This window comes from Caballeronia sp. LjRoot31 (assembly GCF_964253885.1).
In the GTDB taxonomy this organism is placed as follows: Bacteria; Pseudomonadota; Gammaproteobacteria; order Burkholderiales; family Burkholderiaceae; genus Caballeronia.
This window is the reverse complement of the sequence record NZ_CAXURX020000001.1, coordinates 3577142-3591272: the sequence shown is the minus strand read 5'-3', so window position 1 is coordinate 3591272 and position 14131 is coordinate 3577142. Positions and strand designations below refer to the sequence as shown.

The window sequence follows — 14131 nt, the reverse complement described above, 5'->3', positions numbered from 1 at the left end:
CTGCAAGAGTGAACTCGACTACTTCTTCCCCAGATTGGTTGTAGCGCCTAACCCGCGATACAACACCCCTTTATGCCTGATGACCATAGCGAGTCGGTACCACCCCTTCCCATCCCGAACAGGACCGTGAAACGACTCCACGCCAATGATAGTGCGGATTCCCGTGTGAAAGTAGGTAATCGTCAGGCTCCTCATCTGTTGCTCGTAACCTGTGCAGCTAAACAAAAACCCCACCCCACAAAGGTGGGGTTTTTGCGTTTCGACTCCACGGTTCAGATAGCTCATTCGAGAAGTTCTTCGCACGCGACTCCGATCTCAATACGCCAACACATCGGCTGACAGCAACCCCGGAACTCATATCGCTGTGGAATATAGCGGTGCAGTGATTTCGGCGCATATACACGGTCGAGTTGCGGCGGTTCAACAGCGGCACACTTTGCGTGAACCAAATCAAATCAATCTCGATCACGGGGCGACCCGAAGCGCCCCTAAAACGTTGATTCGGCAGCTAAAACACCCCCCAGCGCTACAAACAAAATGCGCCCACTTCTCAAAGAGGTGGACGCATCGGCGTTAACCGCGATTTAACTCATTCAGGGCGTCGCCTGATCCTCTTCAGCAGTCAGAAACTTTTCTGCAAGCCGCACCCAATACGTTGATCCAACGGATAACAGCGCGTCGTTGAAGTCGTAGCTTGCGTTGTGAAGCGTGCAAGGTCCCAATCCGTGTCCAGTTTCACGATGCGACCCTTCGCCATTTCCCAAAAACGCATAGCAGCCTGGCTTCGCGAGCAGCATGAAAGCGAAGTCCTCGGCGCCCATCGTAGGTTCGACGGAAGCATTGACGTTCTCCTTTCCCACTACCTCCGCCATCACCGACGCCGCGAAGCGCGTCTGCTCAGCGTCGTTGATCGTGGGCGGATAGTTGCGATGAAAGTCGATGGAAACGTCGCACTCGTACGCAGCAGCAGTCGCCTCCGCAATCGCCCGCATCCGGCGCTCGATCAAATCGAGTGTCTCGACGGTAAATGTTCGCACCGTGCCACCGAGCCAAGCGTCATCGGGGACAACATTCGACGTGTCTCCAGCATGAATCTGCGTGATCGAAAGGACGGCGGTGTCGATGGGTTTCTTGCTGCGCGTGATGATCCCTTGCAGCCCGTTAGCAATCTGAACCGCGGTGAATACCGGGTCGTGCCCGTTGTGTGGCAACGCCGCGTGCGAGCCGATACCCTTGATATTGATGCGAAATTCGTTGCTCGATGCCATGATCGGACCCGGGGTGACACCGAAATGACCCGCAGGAATACCCGGCCAGTTGTGGATGCCGAACACGGCATCGACGGGAAATTGTTCGAACAGCCCGTCCTCGATCATCGCCTTGGCGCCCGCTCCGCCTTCCTCGGCCGGCTGGAAGATGAACACGATGGTCCCGTCGAACTTGCCGTACTTAGCCAGATGTTTCGCCGCCCCCAACAACATGGCGGTATGGCCGTCGTGGCCGCACGCGTGCATGCGGCCCTCGTTTTGGGATCGATGTCCGAACGTGTTGATTTCGGTAATAGGCAATGCGTCCATGTCGGCGCGCAGGCCCACGCATCGCTTACCCGAACCCCGTTTCAATACCCCGACGACGCCGGTTTTGCCCATGCCGCGATGTACTTCCAAGCCCCATTGTTCGAGATTGTCGGCGACTAGTTTTGCCGTGCCGACTTCTTCGTAACGCAATTCGGGATGCGCATGGATCGTTCGTCGCAGCGCTTTGATTTCCTCGTGCGACGCTTCGATTTCTGGAATCAGATTCATGAAACTGGCCTCGGTTTGAAAAATTAACGTTGCGCGTGCTTTCGTCCGCGTCGATCGCACCATTCTACGCCCGCGATTATTTATCGAGATACGAGACGGCGGCCCCGGTCGACCGTAATAAAATGATGCAATCTGTCCGCTTTTTGCTCGTTCCCACCGGATATCCGCATGAATGCTCCCGCCGAATTCGCTCGTGCTGTCTGTCCGCACGATTGTCCCGACACCTGTGCGATGCGCGTCACGGTCAAGGACGGCCGCGCTATCAAGGTGACCGGCGACCCGGATCATCCGCCCACACAAGGCGTGCTGTGCACGAAGGTGTCGCGTTATGCCGAACGGACACATCATCGAGATCGGTTACTCACGCCAATGCGGCGCGTTGGTCCGAAGGGCTCGGGCCGTTTCGAAACACTCAGCTGGGATGACGCGCTGAAATTCGCCGCGGAGCGCCTGAATGAAATCGCGGCCCGTGCGCCCGAAGCCATCTTGCCCTATAGCTACGCGGGCACGATGGGCTTGGTGCAAGGTGAGAGCATTGCTGCGCGCTTCTTCAATGTGCTCGGCGCGTCGCGCCTGGACCGCACTATCTGCGCTGCTGCCGGCGCCGCGGGCTTGCGTTACACGTATGGCGGAAGTCTCGGCATGCATACCGAGTATTTCGAGGAAAGCGAACTGATCCTGATCTGGGGATCGAATTCGATCGCGTCGAATCTGCACTTCTGGACGCGCGCACAGGAAGCCAAGCGCCGGGGTGCGCGGTTGATTGCCATCGATCCTTATCGCTCGCTGACGGCTGAAAAATGCCACCAGCACATCGCGTTGAAACCGGGCACGGACGGCGCGCTGGCGCTCGGCATGATGAACGTGATGATCAGTGAAGGACTGATCGATCAGGCGTACATTGGCGCCTACACGCTCGGTTTCGATCAGCTCAAGGCTCGTGCCGAAGCTTATCCGCCGGGGCGTGTCGCGGAAATATGCGGGATCGAAGAGCAGGTTGTGATCGATCTCGCGCGGGCTTTCGGATCGACGAAAAAAGCATCGATACGCCTCAACTACGGCATGCAGCGCGTGCGAGGCGGGGGCAATGCGGTTCGCGCGATCGCTTGTCTGCCTTCGCTTACGGGTGCATGGCGCGAGCGGTCGGGGGGCTTGCTGCTGTCGTCGTCGAGTTGGGCGCCAGTCGATGTCAACGCGCTCGAACGGCCGGACTTGATGCCGGGATGGCCGTCGAAGCTGCCGCGCATGGTGAACATGAACGCTATTGGCGACGCGTTGCTGCACGCTGGCGACGCGAGCTTCGGCCCGAAAATCGAAGCGCTGATCGTCTACAACTCGAACCCGGTCGCCGTCGCACCGGATTCCGCGAAGGTCGCGGCAGGGTTCGCGCGGGAGGATCTGTTCACGATCGTGCTCGAACATTTCCAGACCGATACCGCCGATAACGCCGACCTCATCTTGCCGGCGACCACGCAGCTCGAGCATCTCGATGCCCACAAGTCATACGGCCACACGCACGTGATGGCGAACTTGCCGGCTATCGCTCCGGTGGGTGAGTCGCGGCCGAACACGGAGATTTTCCGCGGCCTGGCCAGAGCGATGGGGCTGACGCATCCGGCGCTATTTGAAAGCGATGAAGCGCTGGCATCGAAGGCATTCCGCTGGAACGATCCCGCGCTGGCCGGCGTGACCTGGGACACGCTGAAGACAACAGGCTGGGCGCAGCTCAAGCTGGCGGAGGCGCCGTTCGCCGAGGGCGGTTTCCACACGCCATCGGGGAAATGCGAATTTTTCAGCGAGCGTTTGCAACGTGCCGGGCTGGAGCCGGTGCCCGATTACCTGCCGCCGTACGAATCGGCTGAATACGCGCCGGCACTCGCCGCGCGTTATCCGCTCGCGATGATCTCGCCGCCCGCACGGAACTTCCTCAACAGCAGCTTCGTCAACGTGGAAAGCCTGCGATCGACGGAGGGTGAACCGCATCTCGACATGCATCCCGCCGACGCCCACGCTCGCCAGATCATCGAAGGCGAACGGGTGCGCGTATTCAACGACCGCGGGTCGATGCAGGCGCGCGTGCGTGTCACCGATCGCGCGCGCGAAGGCGTCGTAGTGGGGTTATCGGTATGGTGGAAGAAACTCGCGCCGGATGGCTGCAACGCCAACCAGGTGACGAGTCAAGCGCTGACGGATCTGGGCGGCTCCGCCACATTTTACGATTGTCTCGTGGAGGTCGAGGCGGCTTACTGAGTTGAGAAAACGAGGTAGGCAAAATCGTGTGGGAGCCAGCAGGCGTAAGGGGAAGCACGGGCCGGTGAGATTGGAAGCTGGCGTCTAACCCGGTTGTCGGAATGCGATCGAGCGGCTACGATGCGCTACGGACAAATTTCGCACGACCATTCTAAAATCATACAAAGGAGACGCCGTATGGAAAAAATTTGGCTGAAGTCCTATCCGGCAGGCGTGCCCGAGGAAATCGATGCGACTCAGTACAATTCGCTTTCCGACCTATTGGAAGAAAGTTTTCGCGAACATCGCAGCAAACACGCGTTTGTCTGTATGGGCAAGGCGATCACCTATGGCGAACTCGACACGCTGTCCAGCCGGCTAGCGGCGTGGTTCCAGTCGCGCGGGCTTAAGACCGGCGCACGCGTCGCAATCATGATGCCGAACGTGCTGCAGTACCCGGTCGCGATTGCCGCCATTTTGCGCGCGGGTTATGTCGTTGTGAACGTCAATCCGCTCTACACGCCGCGCGAACTTGAGCATCAGTTGAGGGATTCGGGAGCCGAGGCAATCGTCGTGCTCGAGAACTTCGCGCATACCGTGCAGGCCGTCGTGAAAAACACCGCGATCAAGCACGTGGTGGTGGCGTCGATGGGCGACCTGATGGGCGCGAAAGGCGTGATCGTCAACTTCGTCGTGCGGCGTGTGAAGAAGTTGGTGCCGGCGTGGAGTCTCCCCGGCCATGCGAGTTTCAACGCAGCCCTTCGAGAAGGTGCACGCGAAACGCTCAAACCCATCAAGCAAGGTCCCGACGACATCGCTTTTCTCCAGTACACAGGTGGCACGACAGGTGTAGCGAAGGGCGCGATGCTGTTGCATCGGAACCTGATTGCGAACGTCTTGCAGTCCGAAGTCTGGCTCGAACCTGGACGTAAGAGCCGGCCGGACATCGATCAATTCGTGACCGTCGTGGCGCTGCCGCTTTATCACATCTTCGCGCTGACCGTTTGCGGCTTTCTGACTCTGCGCACGGGCGGCCTGGGTATCCTGATTCCGAATCCGCGCGATATCCCCGGCACGATCAAGGAGCTGAAAGGCTTTCAGATCAACACGTTTCCCGCTGTGAACACCCTGTATAACGCGCTGCTGAATAATCCGGAATTCGCCAAGCTTGATTTTTCCAAGCTGATCGCGGCGAACGGCGGCGGCATGGCCGTGCAGGAAGCCGTGGCGAAACGATGGTTCGAGGTCACCGGTTCGCCGATTATCGAAGGTTATGGGTTATCCGAAACATCTCCCTGCGTGACGTGCAATCCGGTGACCGCTACCGAATACACCGGCACGATCGGCTTGCCGTTCCCCTCCACCGAACTGGCCATCCGCGACGACGACAACAACGACATGCCGCTTGGCCAGCCCGGCGAGATCTGCATTCGCGGTCCGCAGGTGATGGCGGGTTACTGGAACCGTCCCGATGAGACGGCGAAAGTGATGACCCCCGACGGCTTCTTCAAGTCGGGTGACGTCGGCATCATGGACGAACGCGGATACGTGAAGATCGTAGACCGCAAGAAGGACATGATCCTGGTGTCGGGCTTCAACGTGTACCCGAACGAGATCGAGGATGTGGTGGCGAAGCTTCCGGGCGTCTTCGAAGTGGCGGCCGTCGGCGTGAAGGATGCGACCTCGGGCGAAGCGGTCAAACTGTTTGTCGTTCGCCGCGATCCGCATTTGACCGAAGCCGATGTGATGGCTTTTTGTAAAGAGCGGTTGACGGGCTACAAGCGGCCGCGCGTGATCGAGTTCCGGACGGAATTGCCGAAGAGTAATGTCGGCAAGATATTGCGCCGTGAGTTGCGCGACGGCAACGCCTGAACACGAATCAACTGCCGAAGCGCGAAATAAACAGCAGGCCTTCGCATCGCAAGATGCGGAGGCTTTTTTTCAGTGCATGCATCGAAGCCGACTCGATCCAGTCCGGAATCAGCACGAAAAAAAGGCGCCCGAAGGCGCCTTTCAAGACAACTACGTTATTACGACTTATTAGAACGTGTGACGGACGTCGGCCAGCGCGGTGATCCGGTTCTGCGTCGACGCTGGCGACAGGCCGTTGATGTTGGCCACAGCGAGAAGCGACTTTTTCGCTGATGATCTCCACAGTGTTGAAACTGTTTGGCAAGGTCACTGTTCTTGGCGCCAGTATGTTGACGTCCCCGCCGGGTACTTCAAAATCAAAGTTGAACGTAATGTAACAAAGAGGCCTTTAGCGACAAAGCAAAAGCCGCCGGTCAATTACCCGCATGTGACGTTTACGCAACATGCGGTAAAATCCAGGTTTCCGACATATTTACGACCCGTATCTGCCCTAATTACGCGTTTTAAAGTGTAGATAATTTGTTAGTTGGACGATCGGTCTCCGCCCGATCAAGATCGCTCAGGAGATCGAAACAGGAGTTATGAAATGACACTCGATGAACTGATCTCTGAGTTCGATCGTGGACTACGGTCGATGACCGGCGTATCCCGGATGTCACGCCCCATACCAGAGGCGCCTCCGGTTCAAGTGGACAATGCTGAGCCTCCCGCTGACGTAGCGGATACAGCATTGAGCGCGGAAGAGAAGGCGCATTCGGCGGCGTTGATGCGCGTGAATCACGTTGGCGAGGTGTGCGCGCAGGCGCTGTATCAGGCGCAAAAGCTCGCGACCAAGTCGACCACGTTGAAGCGCGGCTTCGAGGAAGCTGCGCGCGAGGAAGAAGACCACCTGGCGTGGACCATGCAGCGTTTGCGCGATCTCGACTCACGGCCCAGCCTGCTCAACCCATTGTGGTATGGCGGGTCGCTGGCGCTGGGGTTTATCGCGGGAAGGTTTGGTGACCGGGTCAGTCTGGGGTTCATGGCGGAAACCGAGCGTCAGGTGGAGAAGCACCTGAACAGCCATATGACGAGTCTGCCCGCGAACGACCACGCATCGCGCGCGATCGTCGAGCAAATGCGTTCGGATGAAGCTGCGCATGCCGCCGCGGCCATCAACGCTGGCGGCGTCGAATTGCCGTTTCCGGTGCGGGCGCTGATGCGCGCGACATCGAAGGTCATGACCCGCACGGCGTACTATATTTAATCAATCACGCATCTCGCCGGATCCGGCGGGATGCGCTCTCACTTCTCTCCTGTTTCTGCGTTCCATCTGACCCGCAATTCCTCGCGCGGGCCTTCGCGGAACAAAACCATCCCCTAGTCTTTGTCCGTCATTTCACGTACTACCTTCACATTCGCCACTACGTCATTCATTCATAACGCTTTTCGAAATTTCACCCTACTTTAGCGGTCTGCGCTAAGTCATTGTTCTAACAAACAAATTTAGTCAAAAAATGCCAGATCGTATTGACCGGCGAAATGCCTTCCTCTACAGTGGGAAATGGTGTGAGAAAGTGTATTTTTGTGTGATTCAGAGAGCATTTTCAGGCATATTCCAACAAAGTCGTGACGCGCCGCCGTGGCGTGAAGAGGAGAGGGCGAGTGTTCCAAGGGGCTTCGGCGCTGTCGCTCGATGCGAAAGGACGGATGTCCGTCCCGTCTCGCTATCGGGAAGCGCTGCAAGGACAGGCAGAAGGCCGGGTTACGCTCACCAAGAGCCCGGATGGATGCCTGTTGCTCTTTCCTCGCCCTGAGTGGGAAATCTTTCGCTCGAAAATCGCTGCACTCCCTATGGACGCAATCTGGGTTCGCCGGATCTATCTCGGCAACGCCATGGATGTCGAGCTCGATAGCGCTGGACGGGTATTGGTGTCGCCGGAATTACGCGCGGCGGCATCGCTGACTAAAGAAGTGACGTTGCTCGGAATGGGTAACTACCTGGAAGTGTGGGACACAGTGACTTACTCCGAGAAGGAAAAAGCGGCAATGGCGCAAGGCATGCCCGACGCGCTGAAGAATTTTACGTTTTGACGCGGCGCTAAAGAACATGGCCCCTGCGATGAAAAATGAATTGCAGCATCGCACGGTGCTGCTGGATGAGGCGGTAGATGGGCTCGTCACGCGTGTTGACGGTACTTATATAGATGGAACGTTTGGACGGGGCGGCCATAGCCGTCTGATCCTGACGAAGCTGGCGGAAGGCGCCCGGCTCATTGCCTTCGACAAAGACCCGTTGGCTATTGCTACAGCGGCGCAGATTCAGGATTCAAGATTTTCCATTGTGCATGAGAGTTTCGCCTCGTTAGCCGATGCCGCTGCCAAGCGAGGAGTAGGGAAAGTGTCGGGCGTGTTGCTGGATCTGGGGGTGTCGTCGCCGCAAGTGGACGATCCGGATCGCGGCTTCAGCTTCAGGGCCGATGGCCCGCTCGACATGCGGATGGACCCGAGCCGTGGCGAATCCGCTGCGGAATGGCTGGCACGGGCAACGGTGCAGGAACTGACGGAGGTGATTAAAGATTATGGGGAAGAACGGTTTGCTTTTCAGATTGCAAAGGCGCTTGTTGCTCGCCGGGCAGAGTCCGACCGTCTTGGGCCTCTCGTCACCACGGGCGAGCTTGCCCAAATCGTGGGTCATGTCGTCAAAACCCGTGAGAAGGGTAAGGATCCGGCAACCCGCACCTTTCAGGCTATACGGATTCACATCAATCAAGAGCTTGCGGAGCTGCAAGTAGTTCTGGACGCAGCATTGGCGTTGTTGGAGCAAGGGGGGCGCCTCGTCGTGATCAGCTTTCATTCGCTCGAGGACCGGATCGTCAAACGTTTCATGCAGGCCCACGCAAGCGGGCCTGTGATCGACCGCCGCCTGCCGATTCGTGCCGTCGACCTCCCCAGTCCGCCACTCAAGCTGATTGGCCGTGTGTTTGCGTCTGACGCGGAAGTCGCGGCGAACCCGCGCGCGCGCTCCGCTGTCATGCGGATTGCCGAACGTATTACTGAGCAGCCTAGCGGGCAGGCAGCGCCATGAACCGTCTCAACATCTTCCTGTTGATCGTTGTGCTCGGTTGCGCGCTGTCGGCGGTGAACGCCTCGAACAAGCAAAGGCAGATTTTTATCAATGTGCAGCGGGCGCAGTCGGAAGAGCGCCAGTTGCAGCAGGATTTTTCGCAGCTTCAATATCAGCAGAGCGCGTTGTCGAAAACTTCGCGCATCGAGCAGTTGGCTACTACGTCCCTGAAAATGCTGCCCGTCACCACGGGCCGCACGCAATATCTGAACTATGACCCGGCGACGTCGAAGGCCACGGACGCGCCGTTGCCTGCGCCCGTTCCGGCGTCGGCTCCTCCCGCACGCGGGGTGAAACGATGAAACCGTCGCCAAAGAAAAACAAGGGCGTCGCCTTCACGCCCAATCCCATTCTCTCGGTGCGCCTCCCCATGTGGCGCTCGAAGCTCGTCGTGTTCATGCTGTTCATGGCATTCGTCGCGCTCGCGGGGCGTGCGTTCTGGATCCAGGGTCCGGGCAACGCGTTCTTCAAGAAGCAGGGTGAAAGCCGCTATCAGCGCACGCTCGAAATGCCGGCCACGCGCGGCCAGATCAAGGACCGCAACGGCCTCGTGCTCGCGACCAGTTTGCCGGTGAAGGCGATCTGGGCGATCCCCGAAGCCGTTCCCGATGATCTCGGCGCCGACAAGCTCGGCGAGCTCGCCACACTGCTCGATATGTCGCCGAAGGAATTGCGCGCGAAGCTCTCCATGGACAAGACCTTTGTCTATGTGAAGCGCCAGGTGTCGATCGAGGTCGCGCAGAAAGTTACGGCTCTGGACATCCCCGGGATTTATTCGCGTGGTGAATACAAGCGCTTTTATCCCGAAGGCGAGATCACGGCGCATCTGATCGGCTTTACTAATATTGAAGACAAGGGTCAGGAAGGCGTCGAACTTGGCGATCAGGGCATTCTCGCCGGTACGCCGGGCATGCGTCGCGTGATCAAGGACCGGATGGGGCATATCGTCGAGGACGTGGACGAGCAAGTCGTGCCGCATGACGGCGAGGACGTGGAGTTGTCCATTGACAGCAAGATCCAGTACATCGCGTACACGAACCTGAAAGCCGCCGTGGAGAAGTTCAAGGCGAAGGCGGGTGCGGCGATCGTGATCGACGTGAAGACGGGCGAGGTGCTCGCGCTTGTCAATTATCCAACCTATAACCCGAACGACCGCTCGCGCATGACCGGCGAGCAATTGCGTAACCGGATCATGACGGACACGTTCGAGCCGGGCTCGATCATGAAGCCGTTCACCATTTCGCTGGCGCTCGATCTGCATCGCGTCACGCCGAATACGCTGGTGGATACCGGCAACGGTTCGTTCGTGCTCGACGGTGCGCGAATTACCGACGACTCGGGGTTCGGCGTGCTGACCGTGGGCGGCGTGATCCAGAAGTCGAGCAACATTGGCGCGACCAAGATCGCGATGCAGTTGAAGCCTGAAGAGATGTGGAACATGTATACGAGCATCGGGCTCGGGCAGGCGCCGAAAGTGGGCTTCCCGGGCGCGGTGTCGGGCCGGCTGCGGCCCTGGAAAAGCTGGCGCCGGATCGAACAGGCGACCATGTCGTATGGCTATGGCCTGTCGGCGTCGCTGTTCCAGTTGGCGCGCGCGTACACGGCCATCGCGCATGATGGGCAAGTGTTGCCGGTCTCCATTTTCCGGACGCCGGGCGACGCGCCCGTGACGGGCCCGCAAGTGTTTGCGCCGACCACTGCGCGTGAAGTGCGCGCCATGCTCGAAATGGTGACGGCGAAGGGCGGCACGTCGCCGGATGCGGCCGTGCCGGGGTATCGCGTGGGGGGTAAGTCGGGTACGGCGTACAAGCACGCAGGACGTGGCTACGATAAATCGCGGTATCGCGCATCGTTTGTCGGCATGGGACCCATGCCTGATCCGCGCATCGTGGTGGCGGTTTCGGTCGATGAACCGACGGCCGGCAGCCACTTTGGCGGCCAGGTGTCGGGGCCGGTGTTCTCGGCAATCGTCGGGGACACGCTGCGCTCGTTGAATGTCCCGCCGGACATGGCGGTGAAGCAGATGGTGGTGTCCGACGACCCCGCTTCCAGCACGCCTGCCACGGACATCAAGAAGCCGGACGCGACGAACACGAACACGAATCCGCCGAAGAAGCTGAAGGTATCGACGAACTCGAAGAATCACCCGGGAGTCGTCCGATGAGCGGCCTGGATTTGGTCAAGCAGCAGGCGCAGATCGCGAAAGCGGTTGAGTGGTTGCGTGCGCACGTGGACGCCGGCGCGCAGTTGCACGCCGACTCGCGTTCGCTGAAACCCGGTGACGTGTTTTTTGCCTACGCCGTGGATGGCGCGGATAGCCGTCCTTTTATCGATGCCGCATTCGAAAAGGGCGCCGCTGCCGTGCTGTATCAGCCGGAGAATTTCACCGGCAAGCCAGACGCGTCGCGTGCATTCGCGGTCAAGGGGCTGAATGAACTGGCCGGGCCGATTGCATCGGCGTGGTACGGCGAACCCACCGACTCCATGCTGGTTGCGGGCGTAACCGGCACGAACGGCAAGACGTCGTGCAGCCATTGGCTTGCAACGGCGCTGTCGGCGTTGGGCAGGCCGTGCGCGGTGGTCGGCACGCTCGGCAGCGGCATGCCGGGTAAGCTCGTGCATTCCGGTTTCACGACGCCGGACGCGCCACAACTGCAACGTACGTTTGCCCAATTCAAGACCGGCGGCGCGAAGGCCGTGGCCATGGAAGTGTCGTCGCATGCGCTGCATCAGGGCCGCGTGAATGGCACGAAGTTCGACATCGCGATCTTCACGAATCTCACGCAGGATCATCTGGACTATCACGGCACGTTCGCCGCGTACGAAGCGGCGAAGGCGAAGCTGTTCGCGTGGCCGGCTTTGAAAGCCGCTGTCATCAATCGCGACGATCCGGCTGGTCAGCGTTTGATTGCATCGTGTCACGGCAGGACGCGAACGATTGCGTACGGCATCGAAAATGGCGCCGGAGCCGAAGTCAAAGCCGACGCATTGCTGCTTGCCAGCCGCGTGCGCGCAACTGCAACCGGCACGGCGTTCCACCTGAGTTCCGACTGGGGCGACGCGGACGTGGAAGTCGCGACGCTCGGCGAGTTCAACGTGAGCAACCTGCTCGGCGTGCTGGGCGCGCTGCTGGCGGCGCAGATTCCGCTCGACGCCGCGCTTGCGCAGATCGCGAAACTCGAGCCGGTGAATGGACGGATGCAACGCCTCGGCGGCCGTTTGCAGAACGATGAGCCGCTGGTGGTGATCGACTATGCGCATACGCCGGACGCCCTCGAGAAAACGCTGGCAGCGCTGCGGCCAATCGCCGAAGCGCGAGGCGGTCAACTGATCTGCATGTTCGGTTGCGGTGGCGATCGGGATGCGACCAAGCGGCCGCTAATGGGCGCCATTGCCGAGAAGAATGCGGATCACGTCGTGATTACCAGCGACAACCCCCGCGGCGAAGATCCGCTTGCGATCATCGATCAGGTTGCGGCGGGCTTTCAGGACGCGTCGAAAGCCCGCCGCATAGAAGACCGCGCGAGCGCGATCCTTCAGGCGATCCGCACCGCGGCACGCGAGGACGTGGTCGTGCTGGCCGGCAAGGGTCACGAAGCCACGCAGGAAATCATGGGAAAAAAGCGCGCTTTCTCCGATCAGGATCACGCACGCCTGGCGCTTGCCGCTCGCGCCACGCAAGCACGCGGAGGTGGCGAATGACGCTCTTCACACTACGCGATGCCGCCTTGCAGATTCCGGGTGCGGTCGTTATCGGCGATGAAAACGTCGCGTTCGACCGGGTATCAACCGATAGCCGCACGGCGGGTCCGGGTGATCTGTTCATCGCGATCAAGGGCGATCGTTTCGATGCCCACACGTTCCTGCCGCAAGTGGCGCAGCGCGGCATTGCGGCGGCGTTGATCACGCACGCGCCGGCCAATTTCACTGTGCCCGCGATCAAGGTCAAGGACACACGCGTGGCGCTCGGCGCATTGGCCCACGGCTGGCGCAAGCGCTTTACGATTCCGCTGATTGCAGTCACCGGCAGCAATGGCAAGACTACGGTCAAAGAAATGATCGCGTCGATCCTCGCGGCGGCTGTGGGCGAAAGCGCGCGGCTCGCGACGGCGGGCAATTTCAATAACGACATCGGCTTGCCGTTGACGTTATTTCGCCTGAACGAGACGCACAAGCTGGCGGTCATCGAGCTCGGCATGAATCATCCGGGCGAAACTGAAACGCTCGGCAAGATCGCCGCGCCGACGGTCGCAGTCGTCAACAACGCGCAACGCGAGCATCAGGAATTCATGGCGACGGTGGAAGCGGTCGCGCTGGAGCATGCGTCGGTGATTCACGCGCTGGCCGCCAACGGCACGGCTGTTTTCCCCGCCGACGATAAATACGCCAGCATCTGGCGCGTCGCCGCGACGGGCAATCCGATTCTGGATTTCGCGTTGCATACGGACGCGTCGCAAAGCGAAGCGGCGGTGACCGGCAAGCTGGTTGGCGCGAAGCTTGAGATCAACACGCCGCAAGGCTCGCTCGAGGTCGCGTTGCAAGTACTGGGCGAACACAACGCGCGCAACGCGTTGGCGGCTACGGCTGCCGCTCTTGCCGCGAGCGTTTCACTCGATGCCGTCAAGCGCGGGCTCGAAGCGTTTAAACCGGTAAAGGGCCGCCTGCAAGTGAAGCGCGCGATGCTCAAACCGATCGAAGGCGCGACTGTTATCGACGATACGTACAACTCGAATCCCGACTCCATGCGCGCGGCTATCGACGTGCTAGCGTCGCAACCGTCACCGCGCGTGCTGGTGATGGGCGACATGGGCGAAGTCGGCGACCAGGGCCCGGCGTTTCATCGCGAGGTGGGTGCTTACGCGGCGCAACGGGGTATCGATGTGCTTTATGCACTTGGCGACGCCAGCATCGATTCAAGCAAAGCGTTCGGCCCGACAGGACAGCATTTCACCGATATCACCTCGCTCATTGCGGCACTCACCGGCGCCGGCTTCGGACCCGACGCCACGTTTCTCGTGAAAGGCTCGCGCTTCATGCAGATGGAACGCGTGGTGGACGCCGTGACGAGTCCACACCAACCCGCAGCGGGCAAAACGCCCGCTGCGCACTGAAGAAGAAG

At 59.8% G+C, this 14131-nt stretch carries 10 protein-coding genes and 1 rRNA gene; 10 read left to right on the top strand and 1 reads right to left on the bottom strand.

What is annotated here, in order from left to right; all coding sequences use genetic code 11:
* The first annotated feature begins 75 nt into the window (after window positions 1-75).
* A 5S ribosomal RNA gene (gene rrf / locus ACSQ8V_RS15875) occupies window positions 76-188 on the top strand.
* 405 nt (window positions 189-593) lie between these two features.
* Here rrf and ACSQ8V_RS15870 read toward each other — a convergent pair.
* Entirely contained in the window at window positions 594-1805 is a 1212-nt protein-coding gene (locus ACSQ8V_RS15870; protein ID WP_436206300.1) for a M20 aminoacylase family protein, read from the bottom strand.
* 168 nt (window positions 1806-1973) lie between these two features.
* Here ACSQ8V_RS15870 and ACSQ8V_RS15865 point away from each other — a divergent pair, with 168 nt between their 5' ends.
* The 9 genes from ACSQ8V_RS15865 to ACSQ8V_RS15825 all read left to right on the top strand — a co-directional run bounded on the left by ACSQ8V_RS15865 (window position 1974) and on the right by ACSQ8V_RS15825 (window position 14123).
* Entirely contained in the window at window positions 1974-4055 is a 2082-nt protein-coding gene (locus ACSQ8V_RS15865) for a molybdopterin-containing oxidoreductase family protein (protein WP_436206299.1), read from the top strand.
* 177 nt (window positions 4056-4232) lie between these two features.
* Window positions 4233-5906 carry a long-chain fatty acid--CoA ligase gene (locus ACSQ8V_RS15860; RefSeq protein WP_436182786.1) on the top strand — a complete coding sequence of 558 codons (1674 nt, stop codon included), beginning with the start codon at window positions 4233-4235 and terminating at the stop codon, window positions 5904-5906.
* Between the two features lie 586 nt (window positions 5907-6492).
* Window positions 6493-7152 (top strand): 2-polyprenyl-3-methyl-6-methoxy-1,4-benzoquinone monooxygenase, encoded by a 660-nt coding sequence (coq7, locus tag ACSQ8V_RS15855; protein WP_436206298.1) that lies wholly within the window; start codon window positions 6493-6495, stop codon window positions 7150-7152.
* A 398-nt stretch (window positions 7153-7550) separates the two neighbouring features.
* Window positions 7551-7979, top strand: coding sequence for a division/cell wall cluster transcriptional repressor MraZ (mraZ, locus tag ACSQ8V_RS15850; protein ID WP_436182783.1), 429 nt, complete (start codon window positions 7551-7553; stop codon window positions 7977-7979).
* 28 nt (window positions 7980-8007) lie between these two features.
* A complete protein-coding gene (gene rsmH, locus ACSQ8V_RS15845; protein WP_436206297.1) occupies window positions 8008-8973 on the top strand; it encodes a 16S rRNA (cytosine(1402)-N(4))-methyltransferase RsmH in 966 nt (321 codons plus the stop codon).
* Window positions 8970-9314, top strand: a complete 345-nt coding sequence (gene ftsL, locus ACSQ8V_RS15840; protein ID WP_213767336.1) for a cell division protein FtsL — start codon at window positions 8970-8972, stop codon at window positions 9312-9314. Before rsmH ends, ftsL begins: the two co-directional genes overlap by 4 nt.
* On the top strand, window positions 9311-11176 hold the full coding sequence (locus ACSQ8V_RS15835) for a peptidoglycan D,D-transpeptidase FtsI family protein (RefSeq protein WP_436206296.1): 1866 nt from the start codon (window positions 9311-9313) through the stop codon (window positions 11174-11176). Before ftsL ends, ACSQ8V_RS15835 begins: the two co-directional genes overlap by 4 nt.
* On the top strand, window positions 11173-12714 hold the full coding sequence (locus ACSQ8V_RS15830; RefSeq protein ID WP_436206295.1) for a UDP-N-acetylmuramoyl-L-alanyl-D-glutamate--2,6-diaminopimelate ligase: 1542 nt from the start codon (window positions 11173-11175) through the stop codon (window positions 12712-12714). Before ACSQ8V_RS15835 ends, ACSQ8V_RS15830 begins: the two co-directional genes overlap by 4 nt.
* Entirely contained in the window at window positions 12711-14123 is a 1413-nt protein-coding gene (locus ACSQ8V_RS15825) for a UDP-N-acetylmuramoyl-tripeptide--D-alanyl-D-alanine ligase (protein ID WP_436206294.1), read from the top strand. The genes ACSQ8V_RS15830 and ACSQ8V_RS15825 overlap by 4 nt, the downstream gene beginning before the upstream one ends.
* The last annotated feature ends 8 nt before the right edge of the window (window positions 14124-14131 follow it).